This window comes from Leifsonia shinshuensis, assembly GCF_031456835.1.
Classification (GTDB): Bacteria; Actinomycetota; Actinomycetes; order Actinomycetales; family Microbacteriaceae; genus Leifsonia; species Leifsonia shinshuensis_C.
On the sequence record NZ_JAVDVK010000001.1, the window covers coordinates 1,599,084 to 1,618,107 of the forward strand.

A 19,024-nucleotide genomic window follows, 5' to 3' on the forward strand; every position below is an offset into this window, starting at 1 on the left:
ACCGCTACGACAGCGTCGGCAGCGTGATCGGCGCGGTCTCGGCGTCGGGCTCCGCCTTGCCGATGAGTGCCGCGACGCGGCCGGCGACCGCGTCGGGGTCGGCGAACAGCTCGAAGCTGTGCACGCGGAGGTAGTGCCAGCCGAGGCGGCGCAGCACGTCCGGGCGCAGCCGCAGCGACTCGCGGAGGCTGCCCTTCGACACGTCCTGGTCCGTCTCGACGACGACCGCGCGGCCCTGGTGCGAGGCGACCAGGGTGAGCTTCCCGCGGTAGCCGAGCTGCACGTCGAGGCCGCGGCGGGCGAGCCGCTTGGCGAGGTCGAGCACCATTGGGTCCGCGTCCGGGCTGAGGTACTCGGGCGCCGCCGCCTGGATCTGGTCGGCCTCCCCCAGCACCTGCGCGAGCGCGGCGATGCCGTGGCGCATCCGGGACTCGTCGATGTCCTCCGGCTTGAAGCACGAGACGATGTCCATCCCGCGGCGTCCCCGGGTCATGCCGACCGCGAGCAGGCGGTCGCCGCCCGGCTCGGCCAGCGCGCCGAAGTTGGAGAGCAGGCGTCCGTGCGGGGTGCGTCCGTAGCCGATGGAGAAGATGACGCGGTCGCGGCTCTGGCCGACCGACTGGTCGAGGGTCACCACGGTGAACGGCTCCGCGCGCTCGCCCAGGATGAAGTCGGCCAGCTCGGTCCGCTTGGCGAACGCCGCCAGCACGGCCTGGTTGACGCGCACCGCGTGCCGTTCGCTCGCGGTGATGACCATGAGGGATTCGCGCGGCCGCTCGGTCGCGTGCGCGAGCACCAGCTCGACCACCTTGGCGACCTCGGCGTCCGTCGACTCGACGGCGCCCGTGTCGCTGTCGGGCATGCCCTGGCCGCCGGTCACGTAGTGCAGCGCGAGGCTGCCGTGACCGAGATAGGTCCCCGCCCACGGGAGGGAGTCGATCATGCCGCCGTAGAAGCGGCGGTTGACGAGCTCGGCGAGGTCTTCGCCGCCCGCGCGGTAGCTGCGGCTGAGCGTGTACACCGGGAGCAGCTCGGAGAGCCGGCTGAGCGCGGAGTCCGCGTGCAGCGCATCCACGTCGACGTCCTCGACCGTCGTGCCGTACTCGTGCACGCCGATGTCGAAGCGCGACGGAGTCTGCGTCACCGGGTCGCCGAAGGCGACGACCTGCTTCGCGCGGCGGATGACGGGGACGTTCTCGGCGAGGCTCGACGCTCCCGCGTCCACCAGCAGCACCGCGTCGAAGCCGACCTCGCGGCCGATCGACGGGACCTCGTAGGGCGAGATCAGCCACACCGGCGCCAGCGGGCGCGCCAGGTGCGGCGCCGCCTCGTTGAGGGTGGTGGCGGTCGGGATGCTCGACTTCAGCAGGCGCTTCAGCGCGGCCGCCTCGTCGGGCCAGTCGACGATGCCGATCTTCCAGGTCTCGGCGAGCATCCACGCGAGCTGCTTGCCCGTCGCGGAGGCGTGCGCCTCATCCACCAGCCGGAAATCCGCCTCCAGCCGGTCGAGCACACCCGTGTTGGCGCTGAGCAGAGCGCGGTCCGAGGCGAGCAGCGACTCGAGCACGGACTGCCACCAGGCGAGCTCCAGCTCGGCGCTGACCTGGCTCTCGGGCACGTGGCGGATGGAGAGGTCGGAGATCAGCGGGTCCAGCTCCAGATCGCGCAGCTGGGTGAGCAGCGCGGTGCGCTCCTGCAGGTTGGCCAGCACCTCGGACTCGGCTGCGAGGCCCGCGACCTGGCGGGTCAGCTCCTCCACCGGCAGTGCGGCGAGTGACTGCGGCGTGCCGGTGCGGCGCAGCGGGATGTCGAGGCGCGCCAGGTCTTCGGCGACGCGCTGGTAGGCGACTTGCACGTCCGCGATGCCGACCGGCACCTCCGGGACGACGCCGGCGACGGCGAAGCGGTTCCACAGGATGCGCTGCTGCTGGATGCGCCGCAGGCTCTCGTTGAGGTCGGTCACGTGCACGCCCGGGCGCACGTACTCGAGCGCGTGCTTGCGCAGGCGGCGACGGTTGGCGCTCGACATCGACGGCGACTCGCGACGGGATGCGGTGGCCGCGATCAGCTCGGTGAGCGACCGGTCGAACACCGACGGAGTGAACTTGTCGAGCGTCTCGCGGATGTCGAGCAGCAGCCGCAGGTACACGCCCAGCTCGGCGATGGACGCGAACGGGCGCATCCGGGTCTGGCCGATGAGCGCCTGCGCGCGGTCGATCAGGCGCGGCAGCTCTGCGCGGTTCAGCTTCTTGGCGAGCTCGTGGGCCGCCTTGCCCTCCTCCGTGGTGGTGAAGGAGGCGCCGTACCAGGGCGAGTCGTTGGGGCCGTAGCGGAACTCCCCCAGCCGGGCGGCGCGGATCAGCGCGTCGGCGGACGCGTCGCGGTCGCGTGCGAGCGCCTCGATGGCGTGGCGGCCGAGACGGGCGGTGGTGGACGGCGGCGACGGCAGCAGCGACAGGCGCGACAGCTCGCGCAGCGCATCCAGCACCGACACCCGGAGCACGGGGTCGCGGCGGGTGAGGGCGGCGCGGTAGTCGACGAGCACCTTGCGGAGCCGCACCAGCGCCTCGTCGACGTCCGTGACCTTGGGCTGCGTCGCCTTCTCGTTGCGGGCGATCGACTGCACGAGGTCGCGGCGCAGGGTGCGCGGGGTGACCGCGAGTCCGGGCAGCCCGGCCTTGGTCAGCCGCTGCGCGATGTCGTCGAGGCTGGAGCGGCGCGGGCTCACCACGAGCACGCGCTTGTGCTGCGACACCAGGGCGCCGATCGCGTTGACGATCGTCTGCGTGCCGCCGGTGCCCGGGAGGGTCTTCACGACGAGCGAGTTGCCCGCGGCGATCTGGGCGACCACGTTCTCCTGCGTCTCGTCGGCGTCGAGCAGCAGGGTGTCGGTCGCGGGCGGGCGCTCGTCCTGGCGGATGGGCTCCACCGGGTTGAACGCGCCCTCGACGGTGGTGCGCGCGGTCGGGTTGCCGGCCAGCGCATCCAGCAGCACGGTGTCGAGGTCGCGGGCCTCCTCGCTCAGCGCGGGGGCGACATCCGCGAAGGACGAGGCCACCAGGCGCGGCTGCACGTTGAACCACGGCAGGTGCGAGGTGAGTCCGCGCAGCCGGTCGATCACCGGCTGCGGCTTGAAGACCCCGTTGGACACGGCGAGCGCCACGAACGCGTCGGCGTCGAGCGTGATCTGGAACTGCTCGTTGAGTGCGCGCGCGAGCTCGGGGTTGAGGAACGTCTGCCCCTTGAGCTTCAGCTCGAAGTCGCGGCCGTAGCGGCGGATGGCGAGCGGACGCAGCAGGATCGGCGCGAAGTACTCCTCGGCGCCGTGCCGCCACTGAGCCAGCCCGATCGCCAGGTGCACCGACTCGATGCCGCGCACCGAGCGCAGCTCGATGCCCTTCTGGGTGATCGCGTTCGCGGCGGCGCGGGCGGTGCGCAGCGCGAGCTCGTCGCGGATGAGGCTCGACAGCAGCGTGCTCTGGCCGGTGATGAACTGCGGAAGGCCGCCGGGATGCGTGGTGCTCAGCTCGATGCGGGTGCGCGGACTGTCCTCGAAGTGGAGCAGCGGGGAGTCGCCCCCGATCGCCGCGATCTCCTCCCGCCAGCGCCGCCACACCGGCTCGGCGATGTTGCCGGCCACGAGGGCCGGGTCGCCGAGGCTGAGGGCGTGCGGGGAGGTCGTCGTGCGCGGGTTCAGGGCGTCGTCGTCTGCGATGTCCGACGTCGCGTCGTCATCGTCGGTCTTCCTGTCCAGTCGCCACACACGGACACCCTACGTTCACTTCCGCGGAATCGCCGGGAAATCGGGCGGGTTTCGTGTCAATATCACGCCGGGATGCGTGAGCGCGAGTCCCGGCGTGGAGGCGCGCTCAGCGCAAGCGGCTCTCCCCGCGGAGCGGCGCATTCACTTCGACGGCGTGGGTGACGGAGTCGGCGACGGCGTCGAAGTGGAGGTCGAGGTCGGCACCGGGACGGGCGTCAGCGTCCCGTACGGCTGCAGCGCCTGGGTGACGACGGGCACCTGCAATCCGACCGAGTTGCCGCCGCTGGTGACCGACACCGTGGTCAGCGAGCCCGGCTTCGCGTCGAGCCCGGTGACGAGCGTGGTCTCCGAGGGCGGATCGCCGAGCTTCTTGGTGGCGCGCGCGGGGATCGACACCTGGATGGTCTGGCCGCCGGTCGGGATGATCGTGATCTCCTGCGCATCCGTCTGGCTCTGGTTGATCAGGGTCATCACGAGGTTCGCGCTGTCGTCCTCGCCGGTCACCAGCACCGCGTTGCCGACGTAGACCTCGCCGACCGTCGCGCTCGCGCCGACGATGGCCGACTCGATGTAGAGCGTGTCCTGGGGCGCCCACAGGTCGCACGCGGTGAGGCCGGTGAGCGCGCAGGCGGCGACGGCTCCCGCGGCGATCGTGCGGCGGAGCGCCGTGCGGCGAAGCTGCGGTGATCGGAACGACATCATCCACCTCCGGGAGACCAGCGTGGCGCCACACTATCCTCGCGGCGGGCCGTTATGGAAGACGCTTCGCGCCCCGCAGAGCGACGATCCCGATCACCCCGCACAGCAGATAGAGGGACGCCTGCACATCCAGGATCGGCACGATGTCGCCCGAGTCGGCGAGCAGGCCGCCCAGCAGCAGGCCGAGCGCCTGCGCCGCTCCGTCGAGCGTGGTCACCGCCGCGATCACGCGCCCGAGGGCGCGAGGCGGCACCTCGGTCTGCACGAGCGTGATCTCGCCGGTCGCCGTGGTCACGCCCGGGAGGCCCATCGCGATGAACAGCCCGCAGTACACCCAGAGCGCGGTGGTGAAAGGCGCGAGATTCCAGGTGAGGAGGGAGAGCATCCCGAACACCAGGTACCCGCCGCCGATCAGCGAGCGCGGTCCGAGACGGCGGGCGAGCAGCCCGGTGACGAGTCCGCCGAGCACCCCGCCGATGGCCTGCACGCCGCGGATCACGCCGGCGCCGGTGTCGCCCGCGCCGAGGTTCTGCGTGACGTAGACGAGGAACAGCACGAGGAAGAGGCCCTGCGCGACCCCGCCGAGTGCCGCGATGAGGGCGAGGATGCGGAGGGTGCCCGAGCGCGCGATCAGCGCGATCCCGTCGGCCCACTCGCGCAGGATGCGCCGCTCGACCGCCACCGCGGGCTCGCCGTCGGCGCCTGTTTCGTCCGCACCGTCCACCCCGAGTGGATGCGGCCGGCTCAGCGCCACGAGCCCCGCGGTGATCACGTACGACGCCGCATCCGCCACCACCACTCCCGGCAGCCCCCAGAGGGCGAACGAGAGACCGCCGAGCGGCGAGCCGATCAGCCGGGCTAGGTTGTCGCTGACCGCGATCAGCGCGTTGGCGCGGGCGAGCTGGTCGGCTCCGACCAGCTGCGGGGTCATCGCCTGGCGGGCCGGGTTGATGACCGCGCCGAGCACCGCCTCCACCGCCGCGACCGCGTAGACGATGCCCATCCGGTCGGCGCTCGCCGCCAGCAGCGGGAGCAGGAACAGCCCCTGCAGCACGGCGACGATCACGATCGTGCGCCTGTGGTCCCAGCGGTCGACGAGCACCCCGAGGAAGCTGCCGACCAGCAGCATCGGCACCAGCTCGACCAGGAAGACGGTGGAGGCGCCGAGCGCCGAGCCGGTCGCCGAGAGGGCGAACAGCGGCAGGGCGATCCGGAGCAGCCAGTCGCCGGTGTCCGAGACGAGTCCGGCCGACCAGACCAGCGCGAAGTCGCGGCGGAGCAGCGGGGACGGCGAGCGCTTCTGCGCGGGGACGGTGGTCATGAGTCCTCCTCCGCGACGCGGGTCTCCGCGATCCGCTCCTCCGCGATGCGGCTCTCCGCGATCCGCTCCTCCGCGACCCGCGCCGCCGCGATCGCGTCCGGGTGGCGGAACGCGTTGAGGTGCAGCGCGACGACGTCGCTCCCATCCGGCGCGTCCGTGCGGGTGAGCGCGATGTACGGGCGGATGAGCGCATCCAGCCGCTCCCCCAGCTCGCGCAACTCGGCGGCCGTCAGCTTCAGCGCGTAGCCGCTCAGGATGCTCGCCTCGCGCCACTCCACCGGCTGCTCGTCGCGCTGCGCGATCGCGCGGTGCACCAGCGCGCCCTCGTCGTCGACCTGCCGGTCGGCGAGGGCCCGCTCGACGGTGTCCGCGCCGATCTCGAACTCGGGGTCTTCCGACCGCCCGAAGCTCAGGCCGGTCGACGCGGACCGCCAGGGGCGCTCGCGGCCGTCCTCCGCATCCGCCGCCTCGACCAGTCCGACCTTCGCGAGCGCGCGCAGGTGATAGCTGCAGTTGGATGCCGTGGAGCCGACGACTGCGGCGCACTCACTGGCGGTGCGCGGGCCGAACGACATCAGATGGTCGAGCAGTGCGAGGCGCAGCGGATGCGCGAGCGCCCGCAGCGCGCGGGGGTCGGTGACCGTGGTGCGGCGCTCCGGACGACCCGATGTGAAAGACATGTTTCAGATCATGGCGTGCTCTTTCTTTCACGTCAAGCGGGAATGCAGGGACCAGGTCTACGTTGTTGACCGATATGAACCAACCCACCCGAGCGAGCGTCGGCTTCCGATCGGAGCGCGGCCCCATCCTCATCGCCCTCATGCTGACGACGGGGCTGGTGGCGATCGACTCGACGATCCTCGCGACGGCGGTCCCCTCGATCGTCCAGGACCTCGGCGGGTTCGCGCAGTTCCCGTGGCTGTTCTCGGTGTACCTGCTCGCGCAGGCGGTGTCCGTCCCGGTCTATGCGAAGCTCTCCGACACCGTCGGCCGCAAGCCGATCGTGCTCGTCGGCATCGCCCTGTTCCTGATCGGCTCGGTGCTCTGCGGGTTCGCCTGGAGCATGCCGGCGCTGATCGCATTCCGTGCCCTGCAGGGACTCGGCGCCGGAGCCATCCAGCCGATGTCGATCACCATCGCGGGCGACATCTACACCGTCGCGGAGCGCGCCAAGACGCAGGGCTACCTCGCCAGCGTCTGGGCGATCTCCTCCGTCGTCGGACCGACGCTCGGTGGCGTGTTCTCGCAGTTCCTGTCGTGGCGCTGGATCTTCTTCGTCAACGTGCCTCTGTGCATCCTCGCCGCGTGGATGCTGATCCGCAGCTTCCACGAGAGCATCGAGCGCCGCAAGCACCGCATCGACTACGCGGGCGCTGTACTCCTGACCGGCGGCACGACCCTGCTCATCCTCGCCGTGCTCGAGGGCGGCCAGGCGTGGGCGTGGAACTCGATCTGGAGCATCGGCGCGTTCGTCCTCGGCGGGCTGCTGCTCGTCGCGTTCGTGCTGGTCGAGCGGCGGGCGACCGAGCCGGTGCTGCCGCTGTGGGTGTTCTCCCGCCGTCTGCTGGTGACGACCACGCTGATCTCGCTGGGCGTCGGCGCCATCCTGATCGGCCTCACCTCGTACGTGCCTACCTATCTGGAGGGCACGATCGGCGTCGCGCCCATCGTGTCCGGTCTCGCCGTCGCCGCGCTGACCCTCGGCTGGCCGATCGCGGCCAGCCTGTCCGGACGCTTCTACCTGCGCATCGGCTTCCGCAACACGGCGCTGCTCGGCATGAGCATCGCCATCGTCGGCGCGATCTCGCTCGCGCTCACCTCAGTGACCCCGTCGGTGCTGTTCGTCGCGGTCAGCTGCTTCGTGGTCGGCCTCGGGATGGGCCTGATCGCGACCCCGACGCTGATCGCGGCGCAGTCGAGCGTCGCCTGGAACGAGCGCGGCGTGGTCACCGGCAGCAACATGTTCGCTCGCTCCATCGGCAGCGCGGTCGGCGTCGCCGTGTTCGGCGCGATCGCGAACTCGATCATCGCGGGCTCGGCGGGCGGCGCGAAGTCGCCCGAGACCATCCAGTCGGCGTCGACGGCGGTGTTCGTGGCGGTGGCGATCGCCACGGTGCTCACCATCGCGGCGGGCCTGGCGATGCCGCGGTCGCGCGTCGAGGACGTCGAGCTGGGACGTGCGCCCGCGACGGCCGAGTAAGTCGGCCGCCCCGCTCAGCCCGGGATGCGCGTGAGCACCACGAACTCGTTGTACGTGAACGCCTTGCCGGCGAACCGCGGCAGCGGGAACGAGTACTCCCGCTCCACCGCCAGCCCCAGCCGGTCGGCGAGCCGGTGCAGCCCGGCGAAGTCCGTGAACGCGACGTGCGTCGCGTCGCTCGCGTAGCCGCGCTCCTGCGGCGTGATGAAGAGGACGTGACCGCCGGGCTTCACGTACGGCAGGTACATCCGCACCAGCTCCACCGCGAAGTCCGGGTCCACGTGCTCGACCACGTGCGCCAGCAGCATCGAGTCGAACGTGCCCGGCTTCGCGTACTCGGTGGTCGGGAACTCGTCGCTCGTGAACGACGTCAGCCCGCGCGCCCGCGCGATCGCCACGGACTCGGGGTTGTGGTCGACGCCGACCCCGTTATTGCCCAGGTGCGCGAGGTTGCGGCCCAGGCCGCTCCCCACATCCAGCACCCGGCCCAGGTGGAGGCGGCGGATGTTCCAGCGGTAGGGCGCCTGCACGTTGAGGGTGCGGCGCCACCACGACGTGTCCAGGCGGCGCAGCCGCTCCGCGTAGTCGGCGCCGGCGGTGTCGCGGCCGTCCTTCGGGCCGTCGCTCGCGGCGCCGGCGGCATCGTCGGACATCAGCGGGCTCGATCCGTGAACAGCATGCCTCCACGCTAGGCCACGACGCCGCCCGGCACAGCGCCTTCAAAGCAAAAGACCCCTACGATCGTGGAGGAACTGTCCACCGTTCGATGGGATGAGCTGAATGGCAACTGGCAGGGGAACCACGGGTCCCACGAAACGCGACCGCCGCGAGGAGGCGCGCGAGACCGCCAGGAGGATGCGCGAGGAGGCCGCCAAGAAGGCGCGCCGTCGCAAGATCGTCGTCCAGAGCTCCGTCATCGTCGGCATCGTCGCGGTTCTGGCCATCATCGGCGTGGTCGTCTTCACCAGCATGGGACCGGGCGCCAGCGCCGCGAACCCCAAGAACATGGCGAGCGGCGGCATCCTGCTGACCTCGCCCACGCAGGCCACGAGCACGCCCGCCATCCCGGCCGGCGGCAAGCCGACGCCCACCAAGATGGAGCTGAACGGCAAGACCGCGCACATCCAGATCTGGCTCGACTACCAGTGCCCCTACTGCGACCAGTTCGAGACCACGAACAACGCGCAGATCAAGCAGTGGCTGCAGGACGGCTCGGCGACGCTCGAGGTCCACCCGGTCGCGATCCTCGACAGCAGCGCGAACAAGCAGTACTCCACGCGGTCCGCCGCTGCGGCATCCTGTGTCGCGAACTCCGACCCCGACAAGTTCTTCGACATCAACGCCGCGCTCTTCGCCAAGCAGCCGGACGAGCAGACCGGCGGCGGCCTGAGCAACGCGCAGATCCTGTCGATCTTCAAGGACGCGGGCGTCTCGTCGAAGGCGATCACCGACTGCGTGAACAACCAGACCTTCGCGTCGTTCATCACCACGATGACGTCGGACGCGACCGCCAACTCGCAGCTGAAGAACCCGACCTCGGGCGGCTTCGGCACCCCGACCGTGTTCGTGAACGGCGAGCGCTACCAGGGCGGCTTCACCGACGCGGCCCAGTTCGCCGCCTTCAAGGACGCCGCGGTCAAGGACGCCGGCTCCGGCAAGACGATCACCTTCCCCACCGCCTCCTAGCAATCGGTTCCTCACTTAATCCCGGTTTTCGACTCGAAATCGCGGATTAAGTGAGGAACCGTTGGTGGTACGGTGCGGGCATGGAGCGAGTACCGGAGGAAGGCATCGAGGGCGTCGAGATCGGCGAAGGGGATGCGGGCGACACGGCCGGCTGGGCAGACCCGGCTGACGGCGACGTCGACTACGCGCTGAACGACCGGGAGGCGGAGGCCGACTTCGCCGACGAGCTGGTCACCAACGACGCGGTCGCCGGCGAGACCATCTGGTCCGGCCCTGGCGACGGCAACGACGGCCCCACCGGCGGTCAGGCCCGCGAGGCCGAGCCGGAGTACGACGAGCACAGCGACGACGACGTGGATGCGGGCGTGCTCACCGAGGACGACGTCGAGGAGGAGGGCATCTAGCCCTCCGCGCTACCCCTCTGCACCAGCCTCCGGGCCGGGCTCCAGCGCGTCCACCACCCCGCGCGCGCTGCGCTCGAGGAAGCCGACGATCCGCTCGGACGGCAGGTCGGTGCCGATCGCGCTCTCGACCAGCGCCTCCTCGGCGAACGCGATCCACGATCGCAGCGCGATGCGCAGCAGCTCCGTGTCCGGCACGCCCAGTTCGAGGAACACCGCGTGCACGCGTTCGGCCTGCTCGCCGCGCGCCTCCTCGACCACCGCGCGCACCTCCGTGTCCCCGGAGGCGACGCCGCGCACCAGCGAGTAGAACGTGCCGCTGTGCTCGCGCACGAACGCGACGATCCGGGTGAGGGTGTCGTGGAGGCGCTCCAGCGGCGGCAGCCCCGCGACCGGCTCCGTGGCGTACAGCATGCTGTCGCGCGCGGTGCGGACGACCTCCCGGTGGAGGCCCTGCTTCGACCCGAAGTAGTGGAACAGCAGCCCGCGGGAGACCCCCGCCCGCGCCGACAGCTCCTCGATGGTCAGCTGGTCCAGCGGGTTGTCGGCGAGGAACGCCACCCCGAGGGCGACGAGCTGCGCCCGCCGCTCGTCCGGCGTCAGTCGCGTCCGCCGGTCCGTGTCCATACGTCGAGCCTATCCGCCGCCCCTCTCCGCGAGAGTGGCGACCTCGACTATTGACACACGGTCAATAACGCCTAAGCTCGCTCCTGGACCTGACCGCGCCGTGGCTGTCAAGTCCCCCGAACAGGAGGATCGATGAAGTTCCGAAAGCTCGCCGGGTCGCACGCCGGACGGATCGTGCTCGCGGCCGTCCCCGTCGCCGTGGTGTCGACCGTACTGATGGCCGGTGTCGCGCAGGGCGCCGTGCCCGTCTCGTTCGCCGTCTCCGGCAGCCAGTTCCAGATCAGCGCCTCCAAGCTCGACGGAACCGGCTTCTCCCAGTACGCGGGCGTCGCGCCGGACACCGCCGGCAAGGAGCACCAGGTCGCGATCGCGAACATCAAGTCCGCCACCCTCTCCGACCTCTGCCAGGCCGTCGTCACCGACACCCCGCTCGGCAAGGTCGGCATGCTCATCACCGCGGGAGGCGGCGGCTCCCCCGCGAGCGCGTCCGACCTTCAGATCGGGATGACGGACCTCAAGGGCGACTCGGAGTTCCACAACATCCGCATCGGCGTCGACGCCTCCACCGTGAACACGACGGCCAAGGGCGCCGCCGGCGACTTCGCGCAGGACGCCGACACCGTCACCATCACGAACCTCCAGCAGACCGCGTGGAGCACGCAGGCCTCCGTCTTCACTCTGACCGGCATGCACGTGCAGCTCACCGACGGCTCGAAGGGATGCTTCTGATCGTGGCTGAGCACGCGACCGGCCGCTGGGCGCGCTTCCGCGCCTGGCGGCGCCGTCGCCCGTTCGTGGGCGGCGTCCTCACCGCCCTCGGCGGAATCGAGATGTTCTTCTCGGGACAGCTCGACATCGGCAAGATCCACGTGCAGCTCGGCATCGAGGGGCTGCAGGCGACGATCATCCCGATCCTGCTGGTGCTGCTGGGCGTGCTCGTCATCGCGATGCCCGCGCACCGCATCTTCTACGGCGTGATCGCGCTGGCGGTCGCGGTGTACTCGCTCGTCGGCGTGAACCTGGGCGGCTTCTTCATCGGGATGCTGCTGAGCACGGTGGGCGGCATCCTCACCGTGGCGTGGATGCCGAAGAAGGATGCGGTGGATGCGGTGGATGCGGTGGATGCACCCGCCGACCGCGAAGGCACGACCGCATGAGGCGCCGCGGCTCGGGCGTCGTCGCCGGCGCGCTGATCGCGTGCGTCGCCGCGGCGCTCGCCGGCCTGGGCGCCGCGCGTGTGCCGTCGTCTGCGCCGGCCGCCCTGTGCATCCCCCTCTTCATGTCGTGCAGCTCTCCGAGCCAGAGCCCCACGCCGTCGCCGAGCTCGACCACTCCGGGCGTGCCCGGCATCCCGAACCTCCCGCTGCCCGGGACGTCCGACGCCCCGACCGTTCCCGGCGCGACGCCCACCCCGACCGCTCCCCCGGCGCCCGCCGGGCCGGATGCCGGCGCCCCCGTCTTCACCCAGCCGCCCGCGCAGCTGGGCAGCCGGTCCCTGTCGTTCTCGGGACTGAAGGGCATCAGCGTGGTGACCGTCCCGCTCGCCGACGGCAGCCGCATCCCCGTGCTGAAGATCTCCGCCGACAGCATCACCGTCGACGGGTTCAGCCTGACCGTGCGCAAGGCGACAGGGCCCAAGCTCGCGACGACCGCCGACCAGATGGCGCTGCGCGGCAACGTGAACGTCTACGTGGATTCGGTGACCGCGACCGGCCAGGACGGCAAGAGCATCACTCTGGGCGCCGCCACCCCGCCGCCCGCCGACGGCCTGCCGCCGCAGCTGCTGCGCGTCACGCTCGGGCTCGTCGGGGTGACCGCGGACAGCATCCACTTCACGGCACCGCACCAGCACCTGACCGAATAGCGGTCAGCGGCCCTCCGACCGCTTCCGCCTGCGGCGTTCGCGCCAGGTGAGCGACTCCCACTCCTCGCGTTCGGCGCGGCGACGGGCGTCCGCCTCCCGGATGCGCTGCTCGCGCCGCTCCCTCCAGCGCCGCACTTCCGCATCCACGTCGCGCGTCGGTGTGACGACGGGAGGGCCGCCCTGCAGCTGCCGCCGCGCCTCGACGATGCGCCGGTTGAACGTCTCGAGGTGCTCGCGCACCGCGGTCTCGGACGCGAGCCGGTCGAGCTTCGCGTCGAGCTCCTTGTCCTCGGTGCGCAGCAGGAGCGCGGGAGGGCCGAGCCCGGTGAGCTGCTCGCGTTCGATCTTGCGGCGGATCCACCAGTCCGGGTCGTGCGTCCCGGTGAGCCCGGGCAGCGGCTTGCCCGCCCCGGGCAGGTTGTCGAAGTCGCCGCGCCGCATCGCCTGCTGGATCGCCGTCTCGACGATCTGCGCGCGCTGCTCCATCGACGGCTGCCCGGCGTTCGCCTCCTCCACCTGCTCGCCGCGGGCCTCCGCGTCACGTCGCAGCCGGTAGCGCGCGGCCTCCACGAGCGGGTCGGACTCGCGAGCCGGGCGACGGGTTTCGTCACGGTTGCGGGCCATGTTTTCACTCTACGCCGGGCCTCCGACGCCACTGCCGACGTGTCGGTGGCCTCCGCTACCGTCGCTTCATGGAGTTCCGCATCGACGTCCCCCAGCCTGTGCTCGACGACCTCCGACACCGGTTGGAGGTCGCCATCCTGCCGGAGCAGACGCCCGGCCCGGACTGGTCGAACGGCATCCCCCCGCACGTGCTCGCGGGGCTCGTCGACCGCTGGCGCGACGGCTACGACTGGCGCGCCTTCGAGCGCCGCCTCGACCGCTACGACCAGTGGATGCTCGACCTCGACGGGTGCGCCGTGCACGTCGTGCGCGCGCCGGCCCGCGCGCCGAGCGGTGCGCTGCCGATCGTCCTGACGCACGGCTGGCCGTACTCGTTCGCGTCCATGCTCGACCTCGCCGACCTGCTCAGCGAGGAGCGGGACGTCGTCATCCCGTCCCTCCCCGGCTATGGATACTCGGCCCCGCTGCCCGAGCCGTATTCGTCATTCGGCACCGCCCGCCGCTGGCACGCGCTGATGACGCGTGAGCTCGGCTACGACCGCTATCTGACCTACGGCGAGGATGTCGGCGCCGGCGTGAGCGACTGGCTGGCGGCCTCCTCTCCCGAATCCGTCGCGGGCATCGTCGCGAGCCATGCCTCCTTCTCCGGGCGCTCGCGCCCCGGTGTCGAGCTGACCGACGAGGAGCGGACTTTCCTGGCATCCGTCGCCTCCCCCGCCGAGTCGGGCTATGCGCACGAGCAGGGCACCCGTCCGGACACCCTCGCCGCTGCGCTCATCGACTCCCCCAGCGGCCTGCTGGCCTGGATCGTCGAGAAGGTCGCCGCCTGGAGCGACGGCGACGCCCTCGAGCGCTTCGACGTCGACGACGTGCTGACCAACGTCACGCTGTACTGGGTGACGCGGTCGATCGGCACGAGCTTCCGCCCCTACCGGGAGTCGCCTGACGACGACGAGCTGCATCCCGTCATCACCGTCCCGGCGTCGATCCTGGTGCAGCGGCACGAGGCCGCCTACCCGCGCTCGCTCGCCGAGAAGAGCTACGCCGACATCCGCTCGTTCAACCGGTTGGAGCGGGGAGGCCACTTCACCGCCTGGGAGGCGCCGGACGCGATCGCAGCGGCCGTCCGCGACCTCGAGGCACGCCTCTGATCGTCGCCGGTCCGCCCGATGTGAACGCACGATGAACGGCCGGAATACGTCGCGTGAGACCGGTTGACATTCCGCGAAAGCGCTTTACTGTGTGCACTAAGCAACCGGATGGCAGGCTGGACCGCAGGGGGCGGGCAGCTGTACTGCATTCCCGGTGCGCGACGGTCGGCTCGGGTGGGCCGACCGTCGCATCGTTCCCGGGCCTCCCGCACCGCACGGCCGCTGGCTACTCTGGCGTGGTGACCGACGACGAGCACCTGCGGATGGTGCGCGAGCGCTTCGACGACCGCGCCCCCACCTACGACGAGAGCCCGATGCACCGCGGACTCGCTGCGGCAGTCGCCGTGTTCGCGGACCTGGACGGGGTGGATGCGGTGCTCGACATCGCGACCGGCACCGGCCTGGTGCTCCGCGCCCTCCGCGAGCGCGGCTACACCGGCGCCGCGACCGGCGTGGACCTGTCCCCGCGCATGATCGACGAGGCCCGCCGCCACCTGCCCGACGCGGACCTGCTGGTGGCGGATGCGACCAGCCTGCCGCTCCCGGACGACACCTTCGACCTCGTGACGTGCGTGACCGGGCTGCAGCTGTTCCCGCATCCTGACGCCGCCATCCTGGAGTGGTCGCGCGTGCTGCGTCCCGGAGGCCGGGCGCTGACGGCGACGTTCCTGCAGTTCGACCCGTCGAGGCACCGCGCCGCTCCCCCACCCGGCTACCTCAACCACAGCCCGTTCGATTCGGTCGAGCACCTGGCCGAGACCGTCGCGCCGGCCGGCTTCGCCGTCGCCCGCACGGACACGTGGACGGATGGCGCAGACGAGCTTCTGATCGCCGAGCTGACGCTCGCGGGCTGAGCGGGCGCGGTTACTGCGTAGCGGGCGCCGGGACCCGTCGGCTATGAAGGGTGGATGCTGACCGGCACCACCGTGGGTCTGAGGGCGCGCTACGAGGATGACATCCCCATCCTGGTGGCCGAGCTGTACAACGACGTGGTGAACGGCTCCCGCGCCGAGGGCTCCCCGTGGCGCCCCATCCGCCCCAGCGCCCGGGACCCGCGCCTCATCACGGACGAGTCGAAGGAGGACGTGGTCGCGTTCTCGGTCGTCTCCCTCGCCGACGACGCCCTGATCGGCTCCGCGAACCTCTGGGGCATCGACACCCACAACCGCTTCGCCCACCTCGGCCTCGGCCTCATCCCCTCCGCTCGCGGCAGCGGCTACGGCACCGACGTGGTCGCCGTCCTCTGCCGCTACGGCTTCGTCGTCCGCGGCCTCAACCGCCTCCAGATCGAGACCCTCGCCGACAACCACGCCATGCTGAGGGCCGCCGAACGCAACGGCTTCGTCCGCGAGGGCGTGCTGCGCCGATCGGCGTGGGTGCTCGGTGAGTTCATGGACGAGGTGGTGCTGGGCATGCTGCAGGAGGAGTGGATGCGGCGGTCGTAGGGCGCCGGCTGGCCGTCTCGGCAGTCATCGTCGCCGTCCATTCGCGACCTCGAGCAGAATGTCGGCGTGGCAGGGCTGATCGAGCGGGCACCAGCAGGCCAGGTTCTTGCCGGCGAGCTGCTCCCGGATCTCCTCGGGCTCCGGATAGCCCAACGCCGCTCGGGTCGCCGGGTCATCGAGCATCGCCCGGAACGCTGCGATGGCCTGCGCGCGGCCCAGGTCAGCGATCGGGAATGGGTTGCCCCACTTCGACGGCCTCGCGACGACGACTGTGTTCTCGGGCTTCCGCCAGCCTTTCCGTCGGCTCAACTGAATGCGTCGTGGCAGCCCGCCTGGCGACGCGGGAATGGTCACCGGTGGCTCCCGCGTAGGATTTCGAGGATCACGCACCCATCAAACACTCGCGTGCTCCGTGGGAAGAGTCCGATGCGTCCGAGCGGTGAAGCGCTCAGCGGCGGCGGCCTTTGCGTGAAGCCGGAGAGCCCCGCCGAAGCAGCCGTGCGACATTCTGGAGCAGCGCTGACGCGACGAGGCCGACGATCCCCAGAATGAGGAGCGGCTTGATCGCGAGGTAGAGCGGCGGGAGCAGGCATCCCGTCGGCGAGGTGCACGGTTGACCGGCGAAGGCGCGGAAGACGAGGATGCCGACGATCGCCACGACCACCATGCCCCACGGCCGCAGGAGGTCGATCGCGCGCACCGGCGCTTTCGCCCCAGACCCGCGAATGGCCTTGGGTGCGGCCGCGGCGGGCCGTCGTGTCGGTTGCCGCTTCGGAGATGCGCTCACTTGGAGTGGAGGCGTCTGCGGCCCGACGCGGGCGACCAGTCGCTCGAACCGCTGCATCACCCGGTACGTGTCGGCGGCCCGCGGATCGACGTGCCACGTCTGCGGCTCCTCGGCCGCGAGCTTCAGCATGGCGGCCTCTGCCGCGCTCAGCTGCGGGGGCTGCGACTGCAGCCACGACACGAGCGCCAGCGCATCCACCACAGCGACCGGCCGATTCTGCGGTGCGCGACCGTCCTTGAGCGCCCGAGCCCCGAGGACCGCGAGCACCGGCCGAACCGGCACGGGAAAGCCGGTCTTGGCCTCCAGCCTGCGGGTCACATCCTGCGCGTCGCCTGCCGCGGACGGGAGGTGGCGCTTGTTGACGTTGTTCACCTTCAGAATGTGATCACCGACCCACACCGAAGCTCCCGCGTGGTGCTTGGTGTTGATGGCGAAGACGCCGGCCGGCCCGATCACCAGGTGGTCGACATCCTTGGTGCCTGCACCGATCGGGACGGAGTGCCGGACGAACCACGCGGGCCCCAGCTGAGCGAGCATCTGCCCCACGGCCATCTCGCCCACCGCGCCCTGATACCAGGACCACGCGTCGGGATGCAGAACCACCCGCTCGTCGGACCTCAGGTTGGGGTCGCGCTCCTGTTCCTCCGCCTGCACCTGCAGGCACTTGAGCGCGACCGCATACCCGGCCGGCCGTGAGGACAGCGCGTTGATGCCCGCGAAGTCGACGCGTTCCGCCGTCGTCGGCGCTGAGGGTTCATCGGGCACAAGGACGACGGTATCCGCCGGGCCGCTGGCGGTCTCGCCCCCGAGCTGGGGACGCTGCTGCGCTACCGTGAACCATGACCACCGTCCACGACCGCTTCGACGACATCGTGACGGCTTTCGTCGGCCGTCCCGGCGTGACGCCCCCGATCCCCGGCGGCCCGCGGCGCTTCGGGTCGGATGCGCTAAGCGTCGACGGCTCCGTCTTCTGCATGGTGTCGAGCGGCGAGCGCTTCGTCGTGAAGCTGCCTGCGGCGCGCGTCGACGAGCTCATCGCGGCCTCCACCGGCGAACCGTTCCGCGCGGGCAAGAAGAGCCCGATGCGGCAGTGGCTGGTGGTGACGGATGCGGCTCCGGGAGTGTGGGAGTCGCTCGCCGAGGAGGCGTACGCGTTCACGCGCGAAGGCGGCGCCGCGCCACGCTGAGGCACGGATGGGGCGCCATGGCTGACGCCCCATCCATTCAGTCGCCCTTCACGTTGACGATCTGCCGCAGCTCGTGCCGCACCTTCACCAGGTCTGACGCGTCCGCCATCACCTGGTCGATCGGCTTGTAGGCGGCGGGGATCTCGTCCAGGAACGCATCCGTGTCCCGGTATTCGATGCCCTTCATCGCCTCCCTCAGCTGGTCGTGGGTGAACGTCTTCCGCGCCGCGCTCCGCGAGTAGTTCCTGCCCGCGCCGTGCGGGCTGGACTGCAGGGCGGCCGCGTTCCCGAGGCCCTCCACCACGTAGGAGGCGGTGCCCATCGACCCGGGGATGAGCCCGGGCTCGCCGGCGCGGGCCGAGATCGCGCCCTTCCGGGACAGCCACACGCTCTTCCCCCAGTGCGTCTCCTTCTGGGTGAAGTTGTGGTGGCAGTTGATCCGCTCCGCCTCGGTGACTGCGGTCCCCATCCACTCGCTGAACTGCCGGACGACCCGGTCCATCATCTCCTCACGGTTGAGCAGCGCGTAGTGCTGCGCCCACCGCAGTTCGGCGATGTACCGGTCGAATTCGGGCGTGCCCTCGACGAGGTAGGCGAGATCCGGGTCGGGAAGCGTGATCCACCAGTTCTCCATCAGCCGCTGGGCGACCTTGATGTGGCGCTGGGCGATCTTGTTGCCGACTCCCCGGCTCCCGGAGTGGAGGAACAGCCAGACACCGTCGGTCTCGTCGACGCTCACCTCGATGAAGTGGTTGCCGCTGCCCAGCGTCCCGAGCTGCTCCCGCCAGGTGCCGAGCGCCTGCGCCGGGTCGAAGCCCGCAGCCTCGGCCATGGCCTCCAGCTCGGCCACTCTCGGTGCCGCGGTCGCGACGATCTTGTTGTTGTGCGCTCCGGCCGACACGGGGATGGCCCGCTCGATCTGCTCCCGCAGAACCCGCAGGTCGCCGTTCAGTTCGTCGAGCCGGAACTGCGTCCGGACCGCGATCATGCCGCACCCGATGTCGACGCCGACGGCGGCCGGCATCACCGCGCGCAGCGTCGGGATCACCGACCCGACCGTCGCTCCGAGCCCGAGGTGGGCGTCCGGCATCAGTGCCATGTGCGGGAACACGAACGGCATCGTGGATGTGGTCCGCGCCTGCTCCTCTGCTTTCGCGTCGAGGATGCTCGCCCAGCTGAGCAAGCGCTTGTTGATCTCTCTCATCGTCTTTCTTGTCTGTGTGGATTTCGGTGGGTGGATGGATGGCACCCGAGAGATCCGACACATCC

The 19,024-nt window shown here is 70.9% G+C and carries 20 protein-coding genes; 10 read left to right on the top strand and 10 right to left on the bottom strand.

Annotated features, from left to right (window positions below):
• Nucleotides 1-4: 4 nt before the first annotated feature.
• The 4 genes from J2W45_RS07770 to J2W45_RS07785 all read right to left on the bottom strand — a co-directional run bounded on the left by J2W45_RS07770 (nt 5) and on the right by J2W45_RS07785 (nt 6,463).
• Nucleotides 5-3,763 carry an AAA family ATPase gene (locus J2W45_RS07770; RefSeq protein ID WP_310130493.1) on the bottom strand — a complete coding sequence of 1,253 codons (3,759 nt, stop codon included), beginning with the start codon at nt 3,761-3,763 and terminating at the stop codon, nt 5-7.
• A gap of 141 nt (nt 3,764-3,904) precedes the next feature.
• Entirely contained in the window at nt 3,905-4,462 is a 558-nt protein-coding gene (locus J2W45_RS07775) for a hypothetical protein (protein ID WP_310130494.1), read from the bottom strand.
• A 52-nt stretch (nt 4,463-4,514) separates the two neighbouring features.
• Nucleotides 4,515-5,783 carry an MFS transporter gene (locus J2W45_RS07780; RefSeq protein WP_310130496.1) on the bottom strand — a complete coding sequence of 423 codons (1,269 nt, stop codon included), beginning with the start codon at nt 5,781-5,783 and terminating at the stop codon, nt 4,515-4,517.
• A complete protein-coding gene (locus J2W45_RS07785) occupies nt 5,780-6,463 on the bottom strand; it encodes an ArsR/SmtB family transcription factor (RefSeq protein WP_310130497.1) in 684 nt (227 codons plus the stop codon). Before J2W45_RS07785 ends, J2W45_RS07780 begins: the two co-directional genes overlap by 4 nt.
• Nucleotides 6,464-6,537: 74 nt before the next feature.
• Here J2W45_RS07785 and J2W45_RS07790 point away from each other — a divergent pair, with 74 nt between their 5' ends.
• The gene (locus J2W45_RS07790; protein WP_310130498.1) at nt 6,538-7,983 is read left to right on the top strand and encodes an MDR family MFS transporter; all 1,446 of its coding nucleotides are present in this window, start codon (nt 6,538-6,540) and stop codon (nt 7,981-7,983) included.
• Nucleotides 7,984-7,997: 14 nt separating this feature from the next.
• On the opposite strand, the gene J2W45_RS07795 is transcribed toward J2W45_RS07790, so the two are convergent.
• The gene (locus tag J2W45_RS07795) at nt 7,998-8,636 is read right to left on the bottom strand and encodes a class I SAM-dependent methyltransferase (protein WP_310130500.1); all 639 of its coding nucleotides are present in this window, start codon (nt 8,634-8,636) and stop codon (nt 7,998-8,000) included.
• A 127-nt stretch (nt 8,637-8,763) separates the two neighbouring features.
• Between J2W45_RS07795 and J2W45_RS07800 the strand changes: the two genes are divergently transcribed.
• A complete protein-coding gene (locus J2W45_RS07800) occupies nt 8,764-9,669 on the top strand; it encodes a DsbA family protein (protein ID WP_310130506.1) in 906 nt (301 codons plus the stop codon).
• A gap of 80 nt (nt 9,670-9,749) precedes the next feature.
• Entirely contained in the window at nt 9,750-10,073 is a 324-nt protein-coding gene (locus J2W45_RS07805) for a hypothetical protein (protein WP_310130508.1), read from the top strand.
• A 9-nt stretch (nt 10,074-10,082) separates the two neighbouring features.
• Here the strand turns inward: J2W45_RS07805 and J2W45_RS07810 are convergent, their stop codons facing one another.
• Complete coding sequence (locus J2W45_RS07810) at nt 10,083-10,697, bottom strand: TetR/AcrR family transcriptional regulator (protein ID WP_310130509.1); 615 nt, start codon at nt 10,695-10,697, stop codon at nt 10,083-10,085.
• Nucleotides 10,698-10,829: 132 nt separating this feature from the next.
• Between J2W45_RS07810 and J2W45_RS07815 the strand changes: the two genes are divergently transcribed.
• Genes J2W45_RS07815 through J2W45_RS07825 form a run of 3 tightly spaced genes read left to right on the top strand, consistent with a single transcriptional unit; the run spans nt 10,830 to nt 12,561 of the window.
• Complete coding sequence (locus tag J2W45_RS07815; protein ID WP_310130510.1) at nt 10,830-11,426, top strand: DUF6230 family protein; 597 nt, start codon at nt 10,830-10,832, stop codon at nt 11,424-11,426.
• Nucleotides 11,427-11,428: 2 nt separating this feature from the next.
• Nucleotides 11,429-11,854: a DUF6114 domain-containing protein gene (locus J2W45_RS07820; protein WP_310130511.1), complete on the top strand. Its 426-nt coding sequence runs from the start codon at nt 11,429-11,431 to the stop codon at nt 11,852-11,854.
• Nucleotides 11,851-12,561, top strand: coding sequence for a hypothetical protein (locus J2W45_RS07825; protein ID WP_310130512.1), 711 nt, complete (start codon nt 11,851-11,853; stop codon nt 12,559-12,561). The genes J2W45_RS07820 and J2W45_RS07825 overlap by 4 nt, the downstream gene beginning before the upstream one ends.
• Before the next feature lie 3 nt (nt 12,562-12,564).
• Here the strand turns inward: J2W45_RS07825 and J2W45_RS07830 are convergent, their stop codons facing one another.
• On the bottom strand, nt 12,565-13,185 hold the full coding sequence (locus J2W45_RS07830; RefSeq protein ID WP_310130513.1) for a DnaJ family domain-containing protein: 621 nt from the start codon (nt 13,183-13,185) through the stop codon (nt 12,565-12,567).
• A gap of 68 nt (nt 13,186-13,253) precedes the next feature.
• Between J2W45_RS07830 and J2W45_RS07835 the strand changes: the two genes are divergently transcribed.
• The 3 genes from J2W45_RS07835 to J2W45_RS07845 all read left to right on the top strand — a co-directional run bounded on the left by J2W45_RS07835 (nt 13,254) and on the right by J2W45_RS07845 (nt 15,781).
• On the top strand, nt 13,254-14,336 hold the full coding sequence (locus J2W45_RS07835; RefSeq protein WP_310130514.1) for an epoxide hydrolase family protein: 1,083 nt from the start codon (nt 13,254-13,256) through the stop codon (nt 14,334-14,336).
• Nucleotides 14,337-14,575: 239 nt separating this feature from the next.
• The gene (locus J2W45_RS07840) at nt 14,576-15,190 is read left to right on the top strand and encodes a class I SAM-dependent methyltransferase (protein WP_310130517.1); all 615 of its coding nucleotides are present in this window, start codon (nt 14,576-14,578) and stop codon (nt 15,188-15,190) included.
• 54 nt (nt 15,191-15,244) lie between these two features.
• Nucleotides 15,245-15,781: a GNAT family N-acetyltransferase gene (locus J2W45_RS07845; RefSeq protein ID WP_310130521.1), complete on the top strand. Its 537-nt coding sequence runs from the start codon at nt 15,245-15,247 to the stop codon at nt 15,779-15,781.
• Nucleotides 15,782-15,805: 24 nt separating this feature from the next.
• On the opposite strand, the gene J2W45_RS07850 is transcribed toward J2W45_RS07845, so the two are convergent.
• Both J2W45_RS07850 and J2W45_RS07855 read right to left on the bottom strand, forming a co-directional pair.
• Nucleotides 15,806-16,135, bottom strand: a complete 330-nt coding sequence (locus J2W45_RS07850) for a DUF4326 domain-containing protein (protein ID WP_310130523.1) — start codon at nt 16,133-16,135, stop codon at nt 15,806-15,808.
• A gap of 94 nt (nt 16,136-16,229) precedes the next feature.
• Nucleotides 16,230-17,333, bottom strand: coding sequence for a nuclease-related domain-containing protein (locus J2W45_RS07855; RefSeq protein WP_310130524.1), 1,104 nt, complete (start codon nt 17,331-17,333; stop codon nt 16,230-16,232).
• A 74-nt stretch (nt 17,334-17,407) separates the two neighbouring features.
• Between J2W45_RS07855 and J2W45_RS07860 the strand changes: the two genes are divergently transcribed.
• A complete protein-coding gene (locus J2W45_RS07860) occupies nt 17,408-17,755 on the top strand; it encodes a hypothetical protein (RefSeq protein ID WP_310130526.1) in 348 nt (115 codons plus the stop codon).
• Between the two features lie 37 nt (nt 17,756-17,792).
• Here J2W45_RS07860 and J2W45_RS07865 read toward each other — a convergent pair whose 3' ends face one another.
• On the bottom strand, nt 17,793-18,959 hold the full coding sequence (locus J2W45_RS07865) for an RtcB family protein (RefSeq protein WP_310130527.1): 1,167 nt from the start codon (nt 18,957-18,959) through the stop codon (nt 17,793-17,795).
• Between the last annotated feature and the right edge of the window lie 65 nt (nt 18,960-19,024).

Excerpts from the sequence above, each read along its gene's own strand:
- J2W45_RS07775 (WP_310130494.1), bottom strand. The coding sequence starts at position 4,462 with ATGTCGTTCCGATCACCGCAGCTTCGCCGCACGGCGCTCCGCCGCACG.
- J2W45_RS07780 (WP_310130496.1), bottom strand. The coding sequence starts at position 5,783 with ATGACCACCGTCCCCGCGCAGAAGCGCTCGCCGTCCCCGCTGCTCCGC.
- J2W45_RS07785 (WP_310130497.1), bottom strand. The coding sequence starts at position 6,463 with ATGTCTTTCACATCGGGTCGTCCGGAGCGCCGCACCACGGTCACCGAC.
- J2W45_RS07790 (WP_310130498.1), top strand. The coding sequence starts at position 6,538 with ATGAACCAACCCACCCGAGCGAGCGTCGGCTTCCGATCGGAGCGCGGC.
- J2W45_RS07795 (WP_310130500.1), bottom strand. The coding sequence starts at position 8,636 with ATGTCCGACGATGCCGCCGGCGCCGCGAGCGACGGCCCGAAGGACGGC.
- J2W45_RS07800 (WP_310130506.1), top strand. The coding sequence starts at position 8,764 with ATGGCAACTGGCAGGGGAACCACGGGTCCCACGAAACGCGACCGCCGC.
- J2W45_RS07805 (WP_310130508.1), top strand. The coding sequence starts at position 9,750 with ATGGAGCGAGTACCGGAGGAAGGCATCGAGGGCGTCGAGATCGGCGAA.
- J2W45_RS07810 (WP_310130509.1), bottom strand. The coding sequence starts at position 10,697 with ATGGACACGGACCGGCGGACGCGACTGACGCCGGACGAGCGGCGGGCG.
- J2W45_RS07815 (WP_310130510.1), top strand. The coding sequence starts at position 10,830 with ATGAAGTTCCGAAAGCTCGCCGGGTCGCACGCCGGACGGATCGTGCTC.
- J2W45_RS07825 (WP_310130512.1), top strand. The coding sequence starts at position 11,851 with ATGAGGCGCCGCGGCTCGGGCGTCGTCGCCGGCGCGCTGATCGCGTGC.
- J2W45_RS07830 (WP_310130513.1), bottom strand. The coding sequence starts at position 13,185 with ATGGCCCGCAACCGTGACGAAACCCGTCGCCCGGCTCGCGAGTCCGAC.
- J2W45_RS07835 (WP_310130514.1), top strand. The coding sequence starts at position 13,254 with ATGGAGTTCCGCATCGACGTCCCCCAGCCTGTGCTCGACGACCTCCGA.
- J2W45_RS07845 (WP_310130521.1), top strand. The coding sequence starts at position 15,245 with ATGCTGACCGGCACCACCGTGGGTCTGAGGGCGCGCTACGAGGATGAC.
- J2W45_RS07860 (WP_310130526.1), top strand. The coding sequence starts at position 17,408 with ATGACCACCGTCCACGACCGCTTCGACGACATCGTGACGGCTTTCGTC.
- J2W45_RS07865 (WP_310130527.1), bottom strand. The coding sequence starts at position 18,959 with ATGAGAGAGATCAACAAGCGCTTGCTCAGCTGGGCGAGCATCCTCGAC.